Here is a 17,397-nt window from a genome sequence, read left to right on the forward strand (position 1 = left end):
TTGCCGCGGCAACGAGCGGCGTCACCGTCAGAGTTTCGAGGAAATCACCCCGGTGTTGAACCCGCCCATGCGCAGCTCGCCATGCAGGCGCTGGTATTCGATCTTGGGGCAGCGGTTCATGACCACATCCACGCCCCGCGCCTCCGCCTTTGCGGCGGCCTCCGCATGCGCGACGCCGATCTGCATCCAGATCGTGCGCAGATTGGGCAGATGTGCCAGCGCCGCGTCGACGATGGGCGGCACCGCCTCTGAGCGGCGGAAGATGTCGACCATATCCACCTCCGCCGGCAGATCCCCGATCCCGCCGCGCACCGTCTCGCCAAAGAGCTGCGCGCCCACATGGCCGGGATTGACCCCGATCACCCGGTAGCCGCGCAGGCTCAGATAGCGCGCCACGTAATAGCTGGGCCGCACCGGGTTCAGCGACACGCCGATCACCGCGATCACCCTGGTACGGGCGAGAATCTCTTTCAGGAAGGCGTCGGAATAGCTCATGGCCTGAGGCTAGCGCGGCGCGGCGCAAAGAAAAAGCGCCCAAGGAAATCCTTGGGCGCCAGTCACGGAACGAGGGACAGTGAAGGCGTCGCGGAGGTTCCGTCTCCGCGATCCTGAGAAAGAGATGGGCAGGAAAGCCACATTTTAAAGTCCTCTCAAGAAAGCGTGACCAAAAGTCTTGACGCGACGCCCTTTCCCTGAATTGTGGCTATTCCGCCGCCATCGGCGAATTGCCCATCAGGCGCCAGAGCCGCATCGGCGTGAACGGCATGTCCACCTGACGCACGCCCAGCGGCCAGAGCGCATCCTGCACCGCGTTCGACACCGCCGCCAGCGCGCCCACCGTGCCGGCCTCGCCGCAGCCCTTCATCCCCATCGGATTGCCGGTCGAGGGCACCGGCTCCACGTCGAAATGAATGAAGGGCACGTCATAGGCGCGCGGCATGGCGTAATCCATGAAGGTCGCGGTCAGCAGCTGGCCGTCCTCGTCGAACACCACCTGCTCGCAAAGCGCCTGGCCCAGCCCCTGCGCCACCCCGCCATGCACCTGCCCCTCGGCCAGCATCGGGTTGATCAGATTGCCGAAATCGTCGACCACCGTGTATTTCACCACTTCGGCGACGCCGGTCTCGCGGTCGATCTCGATCTCGGCGAAATGCGCGCCGTTCGGGTAAGAGCGCGCCTGGATCTTGTCGCGTATATCCCAGCTCATCAGCTCCGTGCGCCCCTTGGCGCGCGCCATCTCGGCCACCTCCAGCATGGTGGGCGTCAGGTTCGAACCCTCGGCGCGGAAGCGCTCATCGTCGAAACCGATCTCGCTGGCGGGCACATCCATCTCTTCGGCAAGGAATTCGGTGAACCCGTCCACCATCGCCTTCACCGCGGTCAGCGTCACATTGGCCTGCATGGTCACCGAGCGCGAGCCGCCGGTGCCGCCGCCCTGCGCGATCAGGTCGCTGTCGCCCTGAACGAACTCGATTTTCTCGAAGGGAATGCCAGTCTGGTCGCTGAGGAACTTGGCAAAGACCGTCTCGTGCCCCTGCCCGTTCGACTGGGTGCCCACATAGAGCCGCGCGCCGCCCTGCTCGGTGAACTCGATCTTCACCCCCTCGGAGGGATCGCCCAGAATCGACTCGATGTAGAAACAGAGCCCCAGCCCGCGCAGCTTGCCCCTTGCCTCGCTCTCGGCCTTGCGCGCGGCAAAGCCCGCCACGTCGGCATCGGCGATAGCATGATCCAGCACGCGGGGGAAATCGCCTACATCATAGGTCTCACCCGTGGGGGTCTTGTAGGGGAACTCCTTGATGAAGTTGATCTTGCGCAGCTCGATCGGATCGAGACCCAGATCGCGCGCGGCGCGGTCCATTACCCGCTCCAGCACATAGATCGCCTCCGGCCGGCCGGCGCCGCGATAGGCGTCGACCTGGGTGGTGTTGGTATAGATCCCCTCCACCCGCATATAGGCCGCCGGAATGTCATAGGTGCCGGTCAGCACCTTGGAAAAGAGCAGCGTCTGGATCGGCTGGCCGTAACCAGAATTGTAGGCGCCGAGGTTGCAGATCGTGTGGATCCGGTAGCCGGTGATCCGGTTGGCCTCGTCAAAGGCCAGCTCGGCCATGGTCACCAGATCGCGGCCCGCATGGTCCGACAGCATCCCCTCGGTGCGCTCCGACATCCAGCGCACCGGCTTGCCCAGCGCCCGTGCCGCCTGGGCCACGCAGAAATATTCCGGGTAGGACGCCGCCTTCATGCCAAAGCCGCCGCCGACATCGGGGTTGGTGATGCGCACATCCGCCTCGTCGAGCCCCATGGCCTCGGCCATCTCGCCCTTGATGTCCCAGACGCCCTGGCCGTTGAAGGCCACATGGATGCGCTTGCCGTCCCATTCCGCGAAACAGCCGCGCCCTTCCATGGCGTTCACGATCACGCGGTTGTCGCCGACCTCCAGCCGCACGGTTTTCGCCGCTTTGTCAAAGGCCTCCGCCGTCGCCGCCTCGTCGCCCATGCCCCAGTCGAAGGCGCGGTTGTCCGGCGCCTCGGGGTGGATCGTCTCACCGCCCGCGCAGACCTCCACATGCGCCGGCAGCTCGTCGAAATCGAGCTCGATCAGCTCGGCGGCATCCTTGGCCTGCTGCATTGTCTCGGCGACCACCAGCGCCACCGGCTCGCCCACATGACGCAGCCGCCCGCGCGCCAGCAGCGGACGCTCCGGCGCAGCACCCTTCGTGCCGTCGCGATTGGTCAGCACCGTGCCCGGCATGTTCACATCCATGCCCGCCGCGAGCAGATCCTCGACGGTCAGCACCAGATGCACCCCCTCGGCCTCGCGCGTCGCACTCACATCCAGAGTGGTGATCTCCGCATGAGCCACCGGCGAGCGCAGCACATAGGCGTGCAGCGCGCCCTCGGGGGCGATATCGTCGATATAACGGCCATGTCCGGTGAGAAAGCGCACATCCTCGCTGCGCTTCATGGACTGGCTCTTGCCGAATTTTTCCATCCCTGGTGCCTCCGCGCGCCGCTTGTCACTGCGCGGGACTGTAAGCCCCGCTTGGGCAGTGTCCAGCACCGGGCGCGGGATTTCTCAGCAGGCGGAGGTCATCGCGACGATCCTGCGCGCTCCGTAACCGTTGAACCCGGTGACCAGCGCGCGGGAATAGGCCCCCATGCCCTCGAAGACGAGGTAATCGCCCTCACGGATCGCCTCGGGCAGCGCCACCGGCTCGGGCAGCCGGTCGAGACTGTCGCAGGTCGGGCCAAAGACAATGCGCTCGCGCGCCGCCCCGCCGCGCGGCAGCCCCTCGGGCGTCACCACCCGCAACCGCGCCATGGGGCCGAGATCGCGCCACTCCGCCATGCCGCCATAGATCCCGTCATTGAGAAACACCGCGTCGTCCCCGACCGCCTTCACCCGCAGCACCAGCAGGAAGGCCTCGGCGCAGAGCCCGCGCCCAGGTTCGCAAACCAATTGCGGTGAGGTGGGAAACGCCGTGCGCGCGGCCTTGGAGATAGTGGCAAAGATCGCCTCCAGATCGGGATGTCCCTCGCCCCGGTCGGAGGGAAAGCCGCCGCCCACATTCAGCCGGTGCAGCGTGACCTCTGCGGCCTTCGCCACATCCGCAGCGGCTTGGATATAGCGCGCCCAGGGTGCGGGCGTGCGGCATTGCGTGCCGGGATGAAAGGTGAGCGACGGGGTAAAGCCCAGCTCCACGACCCGGCGCAGCAGCGCCTCCGCCAGCTCCGGGCCGGCGCCGAATTTCGCGCCAAAATCATAGGCGGCGCCCTTGACCGGCAGTTTCAGCCGCACCGCGATCTCGGTGCCCTTCGGCAGGCAGCGCAGCTTTTCCAGCTCCCCCGGCCGGTCCACCGACCAGGAGGTACAGCGATGCGCCAGCCCGGCGGCGATCTCGGCCTCCGAGCGCACCGGGTTGTGATAATGCAGCACGGCATCGGGGCAATGCGCGCGCACCAGCGCCATCTCGGCGGGCGATGCCACGTCAAAGGCGCGGAGACCGGCGGCAACCAGCCCGTCGATCATCTCGGGCGCAGGGTTGGCCTTGACCGCATAGCTCACAAGCCCCGAAAAGCCGCTCCGGAACCGCTCCGCCACCTGCGCCAGCCGCAGCGGGCAAAAGAAGAACACCGGATCGTCGGGCCGCGCGCGGGCCAGCCAGGCCTCCGGCGACGGCATCAGGGTCTGCTCGATCCCCATGGCAATACCTCCTGTCGTTGCGTTTCCTACAGTATGGGCGCGGTTTCGCTCGATTTCGCGCGTCAGATATGTCAATCTGAGGGGCAAATGGCACAAATCGACAACACGACCACACAGATCGACGAAACCGACCGGGCGCTGGTCGCTCTGCTCTCGGCCAATGCGCGCATGCCGGTCTCGGATCTGGCGCGCCGACTGGGGCTGGCGCGCACCACGGTTCAGGCACGGATCGACCGGCTGGTGATGCGCGGCGCCATCGCGGGCTTCACCCTGCGGCGCGGCCCGGCGCTGAAGGAGGCGATCCGGGCCACGGTGCTGGTCTGCATCGAGCCGCGCGCCCAGGCCGACGTGCTGGCGCGGCTGAAACAGATGCCGGCGATCGAGACGGTGCACACCACCTCGGGCCGGGTCGATCTGATGGTGATCGTCTGCGCGGGCTCCACCGAAGAGCTCGACGCCACGCTCGACCGCATTGCCGAGGCGCGGGGGGTGAAAAGTTCCGAAAGCCTGATCCACCTGACGACCAAGCTCGACCGGCGCGGCTGACCCGCCCTTTCATCTTTCCGGCAAATACTCCCGGCAAGACAGTTTCCGGCAGGAAGGAAGCCTGGGCAGGGGCGCCGCCTCTCAGCCCTTGCGCGCGGCCTTCTCGGCCAGGCCCGACTGCCCCTGACGCCGCGCCAGCTCGGCCATCACGTCAGCGAGCGGCAGATCGCGCGCCTTCAGCATCACCAGAAAGTGGAAGAGCACATCCGCCGCCTCTCCGGTGAGTTTCTCGCGGTCGTTCTTCACCGCCTCGATGATTGCCTCGACCGCTTCCTCGCCGAATTTCTCGGCGCATTTCTCCGGCCCCTTGGCGAGCAGCTTGGCGGTCCAGCTTTCCTCGGGCGAGGCCTCGGCACGGCTGGCGACGATGGTTTCCAGTTCTTCCAGCGTCATCAGAGCCTCACCGGGATGCCTGCGGCGGCCATGTGCTGCTTGGCCTCCTGGATGGAATATTCACCGAAATGGAAGATCGACGCGGCGAGCACGGCGGAGGCATGGCCCTCGGTCACGCCTTCGACCAGATGATCCAGCGTGCCGACGCCGCCGCTGGCGATCACCGGCACATCCACCGCATCGGCGATGGCGCGGGTCAGCGGGATATTGAACCCCGATTTGGTGCCGTCGCGGTCCATGGAGGTGAGCAGGATCTCTCCGGCGCCTTTTGCGGTCACCGTGCGGGCGAAATCCACAGCGTCGATGCCGGTGGGCTTGCGGCCGCCATGGGTGAAGATCTCCCAGCGGCCCGGTTCGACGGTCTTGGCGTCGATCGCAACCACGATGCATTGCGAGCCGAAATGATCGGCGGCCTCGGCCACCACATCGGGGTTGGCCACCGCCGCCGAGTTGAAGCTGACCTTGTCCGCGCCCGCGAGCAGGAGGGCGCGGACATCGGCCACCGTGCGCACGCCCCCGCCCACGGTGAGCGGGATGAAGCATTGCTCGGCGGTGCGGGTGACCACATCGAACATCGTGCCGCGATTCTCATGCGTAGCGTGGATGTCGAGAAAGGTGATCTCGTCGGCGCCGGCGGCATCGTAGGCGCGCGCGGCATCGACAGGGTCGCCCGCATCGCGCAGGTCGACGAAATTCACGCCCTTGACCACACGGCCATCGGCGACATCGAGACAGGGGATGATGCGGGTCTTGAGCATAGAGCCTTATGGCGCGGATTGCGCGCGGGGGGAAGGGGGCGCGCGGGCCGAGAGGGCGGAATGCGTATTTGGAAAAGAGAAGACAACAGGGGCTCGTTCCCGGCGGGCAAAGCCTGTATGCGGGCGGGATGGGTGAGACATTCGAGATCTTCCTGGCCTGCGCGCCGGGGCTGGAGGCGGCGCTGGCGGGCGAGGCCAAGGCGGCGGGGTTCGGGCCTCTGCGGCCCGTGGCCGGCGGCGTGGCCTTCGATGGTGGCTGGCCCGAGGTCATGCGCGCCAACCTGTGCCTGCGTGGTGTCGCGCGGGTGCTGGTGCGGATCGGCGGGTTTCCGGCGGTGCATCTGGCGCAGCTCGACAAGCGGGCACGGAAATTCCCCTGGGGCGAGGTGCTGCGCGCCGATCAGCCGGTGAAGATCGAAGCGCTGAGCCGCAAGTCGAAGATCTATCACGCGGGCGCCGCGAAGGAGCGGGTGGAGCGGGCGATCTCCGAGGAGCTGGGCGCGCCCGTGGGCGATGACGGCGTGCGGCTGCTGCTGCGCATCGAGGAAAACATGGTGAGCTTCTCGGTCGATACCTCGGGCGCGCCGCTGCACCGGCGCGGCCACAAGGAGGCGGTTGGCAAGGCGCCGATGCGCGAGACGCTGGCGGCGCTGTTCCTGCTTCAATGTGGCTATCGCGGCGAGGAGCCGGTGCTCGATCCGATGTGCGGCTCGGGCACGTTCGTGATCGAGGCGGCGGAGATCGCGACGGGGCTGGCGCCGGGGCGCTCGCGAGCGTTCGATTTCGAGAGGCTGGCCGGGTTCGAGGCCGCCGCCTGGGCGGCGATGAAGGCGGAATATGCACCGCGCGAGACGGCGCTGCGGTTTCATGGCTTCGACCGCGATGCCGGCGCGGTGCGCATGGCGGCGGCCAATGCCGGCCGCGCCGGGGTCGAGGGCATTGCCAGCTTTGCCTGTCAGCCCTTCAGCGCGCTGGAGCGGCCCGAGGGGCCGCCGGGGCTGGTGATGGTGAACCCGCCTTACGGCGCGCGGATCGGCAAACCGGGGCCGCTGCATGCGCTGCACAAGAGCCTTGGCGATGTGCTGAAAGAGCGCTTCCGGGGCTGGCGCGTGGGGATCGTGACCTCCGAGCCCGGGCTGGCCAAGGCCACGGGCCTGCCCTTTCTGCCGCCGGGGCCGCCGGTGGCGCATGGGCCGCTGAAGATCCGGCTTTACCGGACCGATCCGCTCTGAGCCGGGGCTTAACGGGCCGCGCCTGCCATCCTATATTGATCTCATGAAACGCATACCCGCCTTGATCCTCGCCGCCTGCCTGATGTCCCCGCCCGCCTATGCGCAGGAGGCCGAAAACGACGAGTCGGACAGCCTGATGAAGCGCGGGGCGGAGATGTTCCTGCGCGGGCTGATGGACGAGCTGGACCCGGCAATGCGCGAGCTGGAGGATTTGGCCGGCGAGATGGAGCCGGCGCTGCGCAGTTTCGGCGAGGAGATGGGCCCGGCGCTGCGCGATCTCATGGGGCAGGTGCAGGACTGGTCACGCTACGAGCCGCCGGAGATGCTGCCCAATGGCGATATCATCCTGCGCCGCAAGCCGGAGGAGCCGGATCTGCCCGCGCCGCTCACCCCGCCGGAGCTCGATCCGCCGGAAGAGGGTGAGATCGACCTCTGAGCGCCGGCTTCAGGCGCCGGCGATCTCCACCCGCACCTCGTCGGCATCGAGCGAACGGGCCAGCGAGTTGAAGCGCGATTCGGCCACCTCGCCAAAGAGCGGCGCCGCCTCCTGAGTCAGATGCAGCACCAGCGCGCGCGCCTCGGCATCCCAGTCGAGATGCGCGCCGCCTTCCTGGCTGGCGTCCGACATCCAGAGCATCGAGCCAAAGCGCATCGCCTTGCCCAGCACCTCGGCCTTTTGCTGCTCGCTCTCGTCGATCAGCGTGTAGAAATCCTCGAACCGGGTGCCGTCGCGCTTGTTCTTGTAGCGGTGCAGCAGCGCCAGCCCGAGAAACACCCGTTCCTGATGATCGAGCCCGCCGAGATTGGCGCGGGTGACATAGTCGAAACAGGTCTCGGCGCGGTAATCGGGATGGGCGCGCCAGCTCACATCGTGCAGCAGGCAGGCGGCCTTGACCATGCGCAGCCGCGCCTCTCCGGCGCTGGCGAAGAGCGGCTGCACGAAGCGGTAGAGCTTCTTGCCGAAGCCCGGCAGGCGCGCGTCCTTGGCCTCGGAAAAGCGGCAGGCCTCGATCAGCGGATCGCGGTCGCGCAGCATCTGCGGCATCTGTTCGTAGAGCAGCCCCTCGCGGATCCCGTAGGAGGAAATGGCGATCTCGGACGGGGCGAACACCTGCATCAGCTCGGCCAGCACCTCGGCGGCATAGGGCACGAGGCTCATCCGCGCCGAGGAGATCGAGCAGGCGCCGCGCAGCGCTTCGAGATCGGCTTTCTCGATGAATTTCAGGGTCTCGTCCACGGCCTCGCGGTCCATGCGGTATTCGTGCAGGACATGTAGCGGGTAGCCGCGGCGCTCCATGTCGATGCGGGCGATGGCGCGCCAGGAGCCGCCGACGAGGAACAGGCGCGAGCCGGTCATCTCCATCCGGTCGGCGAGTTTCGCGATATATTTGCGGATATGCTTCTCGCGCGCCTTCTTGCCGCCGTCGAGATCTTTGAAGCGCAGCGGCCCCAGCGGCGAGGTCATGCGGCGGCCGACCTGACCGCCCGAAAGCTCGGCCAGCTCCATCGAGGAGCCGCCGATATCGCAGATCATGCCATCGGCGCCGGGCCAGCCGAGCAGCACGCCCTGTGCCGAGAGCCGCGCCTCTTCCTCGCCGTCGATCACCCAGATCTTCAGCCCGGTCTTTTGCTCGATTTCCGAGCGGAAGGCGGGGCCGTCCTCGGCCTCGCGCATGGCGGCGGTGGCAACGGCGGTGAGCGGCGGCAGGTCCATGCCGCGCGCCAGCGTCTGGAACCGCGCCAGCGCGGAAAGCGCGCGCTCCTTGCCCTTGGGGTTCAGCCGCCCCGTCTCAGGCATGCCGGCGCCGAGCCCGCACATGATCTTTTCGTTGTAGAAATAGGCCGGAGAGCGCGCCGCGCCATCGAAGACCACAAGCCGGACCGAGTTCGATCCGATATCCACGACACCCACGCGCGACAGGCGCCGCGCCTGCGGGTTGTCGAAGAGCGGGTGCCCGAAAGGCCCCCAATCGCCGTGGGCGGAATCGGTTTGTCCGTCCATGTGCATCCCCGGTTTGACTGCGAGACCCTGTATCACGGCTTTGCCGCGGCGCGAAAGACCTCAGACGGGGAAATGCACGGGGAGGGCAAGCGGTTCCTTTGGGTCAGCGGAAGAGCGACAGCAGCGATTGCGGGGCGTTGTTGGCGATGGAGAGCGCCTCCACCGCGAGCTGCTGCTGCACATTCAGCGCTTGGAGCCGGGCGGTGGCCTCTTCCATATCGGTATCCACCAGCGTGCCGATCCCGGATTTCATCGCGTCGGAGAGCTTGTCGTTGAAGGCCTGCTGGGTTTCGAGCCGGTTCTGATCCGAGCCGAAGCCGGCGGAGGCGGCGACGGTGTAATCCAGCAGTCCCTCGATGCTGGTCAGCGCCGCCTCGGCGCCGGCGGCGGTGGAGACGTCGAGATCGGCGAGAAGCTCCAGCCCGCCGCCGATGGTATTACCGGCCTCTGCGCTGAGCGTGTTGAGATTCACGTCGATGGTGTCGGTGCCGTCGGTGACCGAGGAGGAGACCGTCAGGCTGGTGCCGGAGGCGGCGATCGAGAGGACCGAGTCGTCGATGCCGTTCCTGGCGGCGTAATCGCCCCATTTCCGTGCCAGCGCGGTCACCACGTCGCTGATGCCGTCGCCGTCGCGGGCCACGTAGCGCAGCTCTGACGTGGCCATCTGGGCGCGGGTTTCGGAGGCGCCGGTCGTGGTGCGCAGATCCGCCTCGGTAAAGCTCGAATCGTCTGCATCTGAGCCGAAGACCGAGAGGGTAAAGCCCATGCCGGTCTCGACCGCGATGCCGCTGGCGTCGATCTCGCCGCTCTGCGCGGCGTCGAGCGTGGCGCTGGCGGCGTCGGAAGTGTAGGTGCCGCCGCTGGCCGAGATCGCCGAGGCCCCGGTGGTGAGGTCGCGCCTCGCGATGGCGATATCGGCGCCGGTCACCCCCTGCGCATCGCGGCGCAGGAAGCCCAGCACCGCCTCGCTGCCGGAACCGGCGGTGTTCTCGGTGTTCGTGAGCAGGTTCAGCCCGTTGAACTGCGCCATTTCGACCACCGCACCGATCTGGTCGCGCAGGGCGTCGATATTGCTCTGGATCTTGCTGCGGTCGACATTCTCGCCCTGCGCGGCGACGATCTTGCTCTTCATATCGGTCAGCAGATCGGCCACCGTCTCCGAGGCGTCGCGGGCCACGGCCAGCGTGGCGCTGCCCAGAGAGAGGCTGTCGGAGACGCGTTTGTAGCCCTGAACATCGGCCTGCATTGTCTGTGAGATCGCCCAGACGGCGGCGTTATCCTCGGCGCTGGAGACGCGGCGGCCGGTGGCGATCTCCTGCTGGGTGCTGGCGATATTGAGATTGATCTGATGCAGGGTCTGGAGCGCGATGGACGCGCTCTCATTGGTGAGAATGCTGGACATTGGGCAAAGCCTTTGGCGGGGGTTACGGGCGCTTTGCACCGCTGCGGCCCCGTGTCCGGGGCATCCGTCTAGCCGTTCCGGCAGAAACGGGACATGGGCGCATGGCCATCCCGCGCCGCCCGCCCCCCGAGCGCGGAAAGTAGATTCGGCGGAAAAGATTGAGCGTCGGTTAAGGAGAGGGGAAAAACGTGCCGGTTTCGTCTCGTTCGGGCGACGGAAGGGGCGCGGCGGCGCGTGTCGGGATCTTTCGGGCTTGGCCGGAATAAGCCAAGGGGCTCTTGGCCCGGATCGGCCCCCCATGTGCCGGCGATGACGCGGCGTTCCAGTTCGTGGCGCCGTAGGGTGGGCAATTTGCCCACCCTACATCGCAAACGTTACACGCCGCGCTCAATCGCCGTGCGTGAGCTTCGGCACATCGCCCGCGCCCGCCGAGCCACGGCCCGAAAGCGAGGGGTTTTCCATGAAGAAGCGGTGGCAGTTGAACGGCGTCTCGCCCTCCGGCACCGCGTGGCGGGTGAACTTGCCCGAAGGCTCCATCACCCAGCTTTGCGCCGTATCGGCAAGGTTCGCCGCCATGATCTGGCTGACGATCTGTGCCTTTACCGTGGCATTGTGGATCTCCACCCCGGTCTCGATCCGCCGGTTCAGGTTGCGCCCCATCCAGTCGGCGGAGGACATGAAGACCCGCGCATTCTTGTGCGGCAGCCCGTGGCCGTTGCCGAAACAGGCGATGCGCGAATGTTCGAGGAACCGCCCGACGATGGATTTCACCCGGATTGTCTCCGACAGCCCCTTGATGCCGGGCCGCAGCCCGCAGATGCCGCGGATCACGCAGTCGATCTTCACCCCCGCCTGGCTCGCCGCGTAGAGCGCGTCGATCATGTCGGGCTCGATAAGCGAGTTCATCTTGATCCAGATCTGCGCGGGCTTGCCGGCGCGGGCGTGTTCGGCCTCGGCGGCGATCAGCTCCAGCATGCGCGGCTTCAGCGAATGCGGCGAGATCGAAAGGTTCTCCAGCCCCTCGGGCTGGGCGTAGCCGGAGAGGTAGTTGAAGATCTTGGCCGCATCGCGCCCCAGCGCCGCGTCGCAGGTAAAGAACGACAGGTCGGTATAGATCTTGGCGGTGATCGGGTGGTAGTTGCCGGTGCCCCAATGGGTATAGGTCACCAGCCTGTCGCCCTCGCGGCGCACCACCTGAGAGATCTTGGCGTGGGTCTTCCAGTCGAGAAAGCCATAGACCACATGCGCGCCCGAGCGCTCCAGCCGCCGTGACTGGCGGATATTGGCGGCCTCGTCGAAACGCGCCTTCAGCTCGACCAGCGCGGTGACGGATTTGCCGTCCTCCGCCGCCTCGCATAGCGCCTCGACGATGGGCGAGTTCTTGGAGGTGCGGTAGAGCGTCTGCTTGATCGCCACCACATCCGGATCCAGCGCCGCCTGATTGAGAAAACGCACCACCATGTCGAAGGTCTCGTAGGGGTGGTGCAGCAGCATGTCCTTCTGCGCGATGGCGCGGAACATGTTGCCGTCGTGATCCTGCACCCGTTCCGGCACGCGCGGCGTGAAATTCGGCCAGAGCAGGTCGGGGCGGTTGTCGAGCACCAGCTCCTTGAGATCGGCGATGCCGATCATGCCCTCGAGCTCGATCACCTCGTCGTCCTGCACATGCAGCTCGCGCTGGACGATGTCGCGCAGCGCCTTGGGGGCGCCGGCGGTGACGGTGAGCCGAACCACCTCGCCACGGCGGCGGCGCTTCAGCGCCACCTCGAATTCGCGCACCAGATCCTCGGCCTCTTCCTCGACCTCGAGATCGCTGTCGCGCAGCACGCGGAAGCCGAAATGATCCTTCACCCGGTAGCCCGGGAACAGGCTGTCGATATGCAGCAGCAGCACGTCTTCGAGATAGATGAACCGCTGTTGGCCGTCGCTTGAGGGCAGCGCGAGGAAACGGTCGATCTGATGCGGGATCGGCAGCAGCGCGTTGCGCGAGCGCCGGTCGCGCTTGCGCTCCAGCGTGACCGCGAGGCAATAGCCCATATTGGCGATAAAGGGGAACGGGTGCGCCGGGTCGATGGCCAGCGGCGACAGCACCGGGAAGACCTGGTTGAGAAAGACCTCTTCCACATGCGCCAGATCCGCCGGGTCGAGCTTGTCGCGCGGCACGATGTCGATGCCGGCCGCGGCCATCTCGGTCTCCAGCGCCAGCAGCACCTTTTGCTGATGCGCCATGAGCCGGCGCGCGTCCTCGTCGATCAGTATCAGCTGATCCGCCGGGCTCAGCCCGTCGGCGGCGGGGGTCGTGTTGCCCTCATGTGCCAGCTCGCGCAGGCCGGCGACGCGCACGGTATAGAACTCGTCGAGATTGCCTGCCGAGATCGACAGGAAGCGCAGCCGTTCCAGCAGCGGCACACGCGGGTTTTCGGCCTCTTCCAGAACGCGCCAGTTGAAGCCGAGCCAGCTCAGCTCGCGGTTGAAGAAACGACCGGGGCCTGCGAGGTCGGTGTCGCCGAACTCGACGGGGGCGGACAGCGGGGCTTTGAGGAAATCTGCAATGCTCATGGGGGGCTTATGCGCTCAGGTTTGCAACAGCTTTGTGACGGGGGCCTTGGATTATTCTGACAGCTCCCCCGGGGGCGTTACAAGCCGCGTCAGCACCGCGCGCGCCAGCGCCCGCGTGATCCCTTTTGGGCGGCCCATGGCGCTGGCATCGAGCGCCTCGACCAGCGCCTGCGCCATGGCGAAGCTGCGCGGCATATGGCGCACGAGATAGGGAATCACATCCGGCGCCGGTATGCATTGTCGGTCGGCGAGCTGCTTGACCAGCACCGCCGCCAGCAGCGTGTCGTCCGGATCGGGCAGAGTGGCGGTCTGGGTGCCCTCCATCCGGCTTTTCAGATCGGGCAGGGTGAGCGGCCAAAGCGCCGGCGGGGCGCTGGCGGTGACCATCAGCGGCTGGCGCTGGGCCAGCGCGAGGTTGTGCAGGTGAAAGAGCGCCTCCTCGGCGGCACGGTCGCCGGCGCTGCGATCGGCATCCTCGACGCAGACCGGCGCCGTGGCGAGCGCCGGGATATCGGCGCCGGGCAGGTCGGCGGCGCCGATGATGGCCGCGCCGGTCTCGGCGGCCCAGACATGGGCGAGATGAGTCTTGCCGGCGCCGCCGGGCCCGACCAGTACCAGCTTGCCGCTGGGCCAGTCGCGCCAGTTGTCCATCAGCGCCACCGCCAGCGCGTTCGAGCCGCCGACGAAATAATCCTCGCGCCCCAGTGCCGTGCGGACCGGCAGTGGCAAACGGAGCTGCTCCGGTCCGGTCATGGCTGTTCCTGCTCCTCGTCGGTGAGGCCGCGATAGAGCCGGCTGTCGGTGTATTGCTCGACAAGGAAGCGGGCAAAGACGCCCAGAGCGGCGGCCAGCGGCACCGCCACCAGCATGCCGATGAAGCCGAACAGCGTGCCGAAGACCGACAGCGCCAGGATCAGCCAGACCGGGTGCAGCCCGACCGAGCTGCCCACCAGTTTCGGCGTGAGGAAATTGCCCTCAAGGAATTGGCCGAAAAAGAACACCCCCGCCACGGCGGCGATCCAGAACCAGTCGCCCCAGAACTGGAACAGCGCCAGCCCGATGGCCAGCACGCCGCCGACGATGGCGCCGACATAGGGGATGAAGGTCAGCATGCCCGCGACCACGCCCACGACGAGGCCGAATTGCAGCCCCACCAGCCACAGCGCCACCGCGTAATAGGTGCCGAGGATCAGGCAGACCGAGCCCATGCCGCGAATGAAGCCGGCGAGCGTCGCGTCGACATCGCGCGCCAGCCGGCGGATCACCGGCGCGTGGTCGCGCGGCAGCAGCTCGTCGATACGGGCGACCATATTGTCCCAGTCGAGCAGCATATAGACCGCCACCACCGGCACGATGACGAAGAGCAGCAGGATATTGATCACCGACAGTGCCGAGGTCAGCGCGGTGTTCAAAAGCTCCGCGCCGCGCTCCTTGACCGTGTCGCCGATGGAGACCAGCGCCGAGCGCACCGGGCTGTCCTCGACCATGACCGAGGGGAATTGCTCGGTGAGGAAGCTTTGCAGGTTGCGGAAGAGCTGCGGCGCGAAATCCACAAGCTGCGTGGTCTGGCGCACAAGCGCCGGCACCACCGCCAGTGCCAGGATGACGAAAAGCAGCCCGGTCGCCACGGTGATCGTGCCTGTGGCCATGCCGCGAGTGAGCCCCATGCGCTCCAGCCGGTCGGCCACCGGGTCGAGGAAATAGGCGATGGCGCCGCCCAGCACGAAGGGCAGCAGCACGTCGCCGAGGAACCACAGAATCACTGCGAACACCGCCGCGGCGAGCCCCCAGTATTTCAGCTGTGTGCGTACCGGCAGCGCCATATGCGATCTTTCCCCGAAATCTCTGCCCCTTCATCGCGTGTCGCCGCGCCGGATTCAAGGCCGTGCGCCGGGCCGGGTCGGGAATACCTGTCCCCGGATTGCGCCCCGGGTCGGGTTTTCCCGCCTGTGGCGCGGAGGAGGGCATTGTTAGCCTCGTATGCATTCAAGACCCCCATCGGAACACAAGGCCCGATCCCATGACGAAACAGATTGCCAGCAAGATTTTCACCCTTCTCTCTGCCGCGCCGGCCCGTCCGGGTGCAAAGCCCGGTGCGGGGATCACCCGCGCCGACAGCCCCTGGACCGATCCCGCCTCAAGCCAGTACCGCGATATCGCGTCCTGCCTTTGAGCGGGGGCACATCGCCGGTCATCCAGCTCCAGCGTGTTGACTGCATAGCGTTCAGGATCGCGTCGGTTCCGAGCGGAGCCGCTGACGCGGCTTGTGACCAAGGGCCGGCAGAGGCTGCGCCAGCGCGAGCCCCTTGCTCTTGCGCCGCCCTTCGCTTACCCCATCCCGGACCTTATTACTTCGGGAGCTCTCGATGCGCCTCAGCCGCTATTTCCTGCCCGTCCTCAAGGAGACGCCCGCCGAGGCGCAGATCGTCTCGCACCGCTACATGCTACGCGCGGGCATGATCAAGCAGGCCAGCGCCGGGATTTATTCCTGGCTGCCGCTGGGCTTCAAGGTGCTGCGCAAGATCGAGCAGATCGTGCATGAGGAGCAGCAGCGCGCCGGCCATATCCCGCTGCTGATGCCGACGCTGCAATCCGCGGATCTGTGGCGCGAGTCGGGTCGCTACGACGCCTATGGCGCCGAGATGCTGCGCATCACCGACCGGCACGGCCGCGACATGCTCTACGGTCCGACCAATGAAGAGCTGATCACCGATATCTTCCGTTCCAATGTGTCGAGCTATCGCGATCTGCCGCTGACGCTCTACCACATCCAGTGGAAATTCCGCGACGAGATCCGCCCGCGTTTCGGCGTGATGCGGGGCCGCGAATTTTACATGAAGGACGGCTACAATTTCGACCTCACCAAAGAGGACGCGCTGCACGCCTATAACCGCCATCTGGTGAGCTATCTGCGCACCTATGAGCGGATGGGGCTTCAGGCGATTCCGATGCGCGCCGATGGCGGCCCGATCGGCGGGGACTACACTCATGAATTCCTTGTGCTGGCCGAGACCGGCGAATCCGAAGTCTTCTATGACAGCGAAATCACCGATCTGAAATTCGGTGACCGCCAGATCGACTACGACTCGGTCGAACAGTGCCAGGCGGTGCTTGAGGAGTTCACCTCACGCTATGCCCGCACGGACGAGACCCATGACGAGGCGCTGTTCGACCAGGTTCCCGAAGAGCGCCGCCGCGTGGCGCGGGGCATCGAGGTCGGGCAGATTTTCTATTTCGGCACGAAATATTCCGATGCCATGGGCGCTACCGTTTCCGACGGAGACGGCAACCAGGTGCCGGTGCATATGGGCTCGCACGGGATCGGCGTATCGCGCCTGCTGGGCGCGATCATCGAGGCCAGCCACGATGACAAGGGCATCATCTGGCCCGAGGGCGTGACGCCGTTCCATGCGGGCATCGTCAATCTCAAGCAGGGCGATGCCGAGGCGGATGCCGCCTGCGAGGCGCTCTATGCCTCGTTGACAGCGCTGGGGCTGGAGCCGCTTTACGACGACACCACCGAACGGGCGGGGGCGAAATTCGCCACCATGGACCTGATCGGTCTGCCGTGGCGGATCACCGTGGGCCCGCGCGGGCTCAAGAACGGCGTGGTGGAGCTTACTTCGCGCCGCACCGGCGAGAGCGAAGAACTGCCGCCGGAGGCCGCGGTGGCAAAGATCGCCGCCATCTACGGTGTCGCCAAGGCCTGACAGCGATACCGGATTGCGCTAGACTTGTGCCTGTCCGCCCCATGAAGAGGGCGGCAGGAGGCAAGCATGGTAATCCGGGCTCTGGCCCTTGCCGCCGGTCTGACCGGTGCGGCGGGGCTGTCGCAATTCCCTGAATTCTCACAGCAATACACCCAGCGGCTGGGCGGCGCGGTGGATGAGCTGACGCGCGTCGTGGGGCAGTTCGATCGCGATGCCGCGACGCTCGGGCTGAGCCGCGACACGGCGCTGGAGCAGCTTGCGACGGGCGGCGATTTCGGCGCCGCCCGGGCGCGGAGCATGCGCGAGATCGTGGCGCGGCACGAACAGCTGTCGCAGGATCTGAAAGCGCTTGAGGGCGCGGGCCCCTTCATGCGGGCGCGGCTGGCGGCGCATCTGAGCGATCCCGAGATTGCCACCCGCGCCTGGGAGGCATACCGCCCGGCGCTGCCGCTCACGTTCGAGGGCGCGGTGTTTGCCGGGCTCGGCTTTGGCGGGGGCTGGCTGGCGCTGTCGGCACTCTGGGCGCTGCTCTCGCGGATCTTTCGCAGGCCGCGCCGCCGGACGGCTGTCGAAGAGCGGGCTTAGGCT

Annotated in this window: 16 protein-coding genes; 6 read left to right on the forward strand and 10 right to left on the reverse strand. The window is 66.8% G+C overall.

Translation table 11 applies throughout. From position 1 onward, the window contains the following. Nucleotides 1–27: 27 nt before the first annotated feature. The 3 genes from I6N89_RS05640 to I6N89_RS05650 form a co-directional block, all read right to left on the reverse strand. Nucleotides 28–495, reverse strand: coding sequence for a CoA-binding protein (locus tag I6N89_RS05640; RefSeq protein ID WP_207017229.1), 468 nt, complete (start codon nucleotides 493–495; stop codon nucleotides 28–30). A 208-nt stretch (nucleotides 496–703) separates the two neighbouring features. After that, nucleotides 704–2,995, reverse strand: coding sequence for a xanthine dehydrogenase family protein molybdopterin-binding subunit (locus I6N89_RS05645; RefSeq protein WP_207017230.1), 2,292 nt, complete (start codon nucleotides 2,993–2,995; stop codon nucleotides 704–706). An 84-nt stretch (nucleotides 2,996–3,079) separates the two neighbouring features. Further along, on the reverse strand, nucleotides 3,080–4,207 hold the full coding sequence (locus tag I6N89_RS05650; protein ID WP_207017231.1) for a type III PLP-dependent enzyme: 1,128 nt from the start codon (nucleotides 4,205–4,207) through the stop codon (nucleotides 3,080–3,082). An 87-nt stretch (nucleotides 4,208–4,294) separates the two neighbouring features. Between I6N89_RS05650 and I6N89_RS05655 the strand changes: the two genes are divergently transcribed. Then, a complete protein-coding gene (locus I6N89_RS05655) occupies nucleotides 4,295–4,753 on the forward strand; it encodes an Lrp/AsnC family transcriptional regulator (RefSeq protein WP_207017232.1) in 459 nt (152 codons plus the stop codon). 81 nt (nucleotides 4,754–4,834) lie between these two features. Here I6N89_RS05655 and I6N89_RS05660 read toward each other — a convergent pair whose 3' ends face one another. Together I6N89_RS05660 and hisF are read right to left on the reverse strand one after the other, a co-directional pair. Beyond that, nucleotides 4,835–5,146: a phosphoribosyl-ATP diphosphatase gene (locus I6N89_RS05660; RefSeq protein WP_207017233.1), complete on the reverse strand. Its 312-nt coding sequence runs from the start codon at nucleotides 5,144–5,146 to the stop codon at nucleotides 4,835–4,837. Next, nucleotides 5,146–5,904 (reverse strand): imidazole glycerol phosphate synthase subunit HisF, encoded by a 759-nt coding sequence (gene hisF / locus I6N89_RS05665; protein ID WP_207017234.1) that lies wholly within the window; start codon nucleotides 5,902–5,904, stop codon nucleotides 5,146–5,148. The genes I6N89_RS05660 and hisF overlap by 1 nt, the downstream gene beginning before the upstream one ends. Nucleotides 5,905–6,032: 128 nt before the next feature. Here hisF and I6N89_RS05670 point away from each other — a divergent pair, with 128 nt between their 5' ends. Both I6N89_RS05670 and I6N89_RS05675 read left to right on the forward strand, forming a co-directional pair. Next, nucleotides 6,033–7,136, forward strand: a complete 1,104-nt coding sequence (locus I6N89_RS05670; RefSeq protein WP_207017235.1) for a THUMP domain-containing class I SAM-dependent RNA methyltransferase — start codon at nucleotides 6,033–6,035, stop codon at nucleotides 7,134–7,136. Between the two features lie 43 nt (nucleotides 7,137–7,179). Continuing rightward, nucleotides 7,180–7,572: a hypothetical protein gene (locus I6N89_RS05675; RefSeq protein WP_207017236.1), complete on the forward strand. Its 393-nt coding sequence runs from the start codon at nucleotides 7,180–7,182 to the stop codon at nucleotides 7,570–7,572. Between the two features lie 9 nt (nucleotides 7,573–7,581). Here I6N89_RS05675 and I6N89_RS05680 read toward each other — a convergent pair whose 3' ends face one another. The 5 genes from I6N89_RS05680 to I6N89_RS05700 form a co-directional block, all read right to left on the reverse strand. After that, on the reverse strand, nucleotides 7,582–9,138 hold the full coding sequence (locus tag I6N89_RS05680; protein ID WP_207017237.1) for a Ppx/GppA family phosphatase: 1,557 nt from the start codon (nucleotides 9,136–9,138) through the stop codon (nucleotides 7,582–7,584). A gap of 103 nt (nucleotides 9,139–9,241) precedes the next feature. Further along, nucleotides 9,242–10,540: a flagellin gene (locus I6N89_RS05685; RefSeq protein ID WP_207017238.1), complete on the reverse strand. Its 1,299-nt coding sequence runs from the start codon at nucleotides 10,538–10,540 to the stop codon at nucleotides 9,242–9,244. A 387-nt stretch (nucleotides 10,541–10,927) separates the two neighbouring features. Next, nucleotides 10,928–13,099 (reverse strand): RNA degradosome polyphosphate kinase, encoded by a 2,172-nt coding sequence (locus I6N89_RS05690; protein WP_207017239.1) that lies wholly within the window; start codon nucleotides 13,097–13,099, stop codon nucleotides 10,928–10,930. Between the two features lie 51 nt (nucleotides 13,100–13,150). Continuing rightward, on the reverse strand, nucleotides 13,151–13,852 hold the full coding sequence (locus tag I6N89_RS05695; RefSeq protein WP_207017240.1) for a chromosomal replication initiator DnaA: 702 nt from the start codon (nucleotides 13,850–13,852) through the stop codon (nucleotides 13,151–13,153). Continuing rightward, a complete protein-coding gene (locus I6N89_RS05700) occupies nucleotides 13,849–14,922 on the reverse strand; it encodes an AI-2E family transporter (protein ID WP_207017241.1) in 1,074 nt (357 codons plus the stop codon). The genes I6N89_RS05695 and I6N89_RS05700 overlap by 4 nt, the downstream gene beginning before the upstream one ends. A 197-nt stretch (nucleotides 14,923–15,119) precedes the next feature. Between I6N89_RS05700 and I6N89_RS05705 the strand changes: the two genes are divergently transcribed. The 3 genes from I6N89_RS05705 to I6N89_RS05715 all read left to right on the forward strand — a co-directional run bounded on the left by I6N89_RS05705 (nucleotide 15,120) and on the right by I6N89_RS05715 (nucleotide 17,394). Further along, complete coding sequence (locus I6N89_RS05705; protein WP_156876317.1) at nucleotides 15,120–15,272, forward strand: hypothetical protein; 153 nt, start codon at nucleotides 15,120–15,122, stop codon at nucleotides 15,270–15,272. A gap of 193 nt (nucleotides 15,273–15,465) precedes the next feature. Beyond that, a complete protein-coding gene (gene proS, locus I6N89_RS05710; RefSeq protein ID WP_207017242.1) occupies nucleotides 15,466–16,809 on the forward strand; it encodes a proline--tRNA ligase in 1,344 nt (447 codons plus the stop codon). Between the two features lie 66 nt (nucleotides 16,810–16,875). Continuing rightward, nucleotides 16,876–17,394: a DUF2937 family protein gene (locus I6N89_RS05715; protein WP_207017243.1), complete on the forward strand. Its 519-nt coding sequence runs from the start codon at nucleotides 16,876–16,878 to the stop codon at nucleotides 17,392–17,394. Nucleotides 17,395–17,397: the final 3 nt, after the last annotated feature.

Source organism: Salipiger abyssi, from assembly GCF_017311415.1.
Taxonomy (GTDB): Bacteria; Pseudomonadota; Alphaproteobacteria; order Rhodobacterales; family Rhodobacteraceae; genus Salipiger; species Salipiger abyssi_A.

What these genes read in the sequence shown, in the direction of transcription:
- I6N89_RS05660 (WP_207017233.1), bottom strand. Translation starts at nt 5,146, where the DNA reads ATGACGCTGGAAGAACTGGAAACCATCGTCGCCAGCCGTGCCGAGGCC.
- I6N89_RS05690 (WP_207017239.1), bottom strand. Translation starts at nt 13,099, where the DNA reads ATGAGCATTGCAGATTTCCTCAAAGCCCCGCTGTCCGCCCCCGTCGAG.
- I6N89_RS05685 (WP_207017238.1), bottom strand. Translation starts at nt 10,540, where the DNA reads ATGTCCAGCATTCTCACCAATGAGAGCGCGTCCATCGCGCTCCAGACC.
- I6N89_RS05700 (WP_207017241.1), bottom strand. Translation starts at nt 14,922, where the DNA reads ATGGCGCTGCCGGTACGCACACAGCTGAAATACTGGGGGCTCGCCGCG.
- I6N89_RS05715 (WP_207017243.1), top strand. Translation starts at nt 16,876, where the DNA reads ATGGTAATCCGGGCTCTGGCCCTTGCCGCCGGTCTGACCGGTGCGGCG.
- I6N89_RS05655 (WP_207017232.1), top strand. Translation starts at nt 4,295, where the DNA reads ATGGCACAAATCGACAACACGACCACACAGATCGACGAAACCGACCGG.
- proS (WP_207017242.1), top strand. Translation starts at nt 15,466, where the DNA reads ATGCGCCTCAGCCGCTATTTCCTGCCCGTCCTCAAGGAGACGCCCGCC.
- I6N89_RS05640 (WP_207017229.1), bottom strand. Translation starts at nt 495, where the DNA reads ATGAGCTATTCCGACGCCTTCCTGAAAGAGATTCTCGCCCGTACCAGG.
- I6N89_RS05670 (WP_207017235.1), top strand. Translation starts at nt 6,033, where the DNA reads ATGGGTGAGACATTCGAGATCTTCCTGGCCTGCGCGCCGGGGCTGGAG.
- I6N89_RS05645 (WP_207017230.1), bottom strand. Translation starts at nt 2,995, where the DNA reads ATGGAAAAATTCGGCAAGAGCCAGTCCATGAAGCGCAGCGAGGATGTG.
- I6N89_RS05680 (WP_207017237.1), bottom strand. Translation starts at nt 9,138, where the DNA reads ATGGACGGACAAACCGATTCCGCCCACGGCGATTGGGGGCCTTTCGGG.
- I6N89_RS05695 (WP_207017240.1), bottom strand. Translation starts at nt 13,852, where the DNA reads ATGACCGGACCGGAGCAGCTCCGTTTGCCACTGCCGGTCCGCACGGCA.
- I6N89_RS05675 (WP_207017236.1), top strand. Translation starts at nt 7,180, where the DNA reads ATGAAACGCATACCCGCCTTGATCCTCGCCGCCTGCCTGATGTCCCCG.
- hisF (WP_207017234.1), bottom strand. Translation starts at nt 5,904, where the DNA reads ATGCTCAAGACCCGCATCATCCCCTGTCTCGATGTCGCCGATGGCCGT.
- I6N89_RS05705 (WP_156876317.1), top strand. Translation starts at nt 15,120, where the DNA reads ATGACGAAACAGATTGCCAGCAAGATTTTCACCCTTCTCTCTGCCGCG.
- I6N89_RS05650 (WP_207017231.1), bottom strand. Translation starts at nt 4,207, where the DNA reads ATGGGGATCGAGCAGACCCTGATGCCGTCGCCGGAGGCCTGGCTGGCC.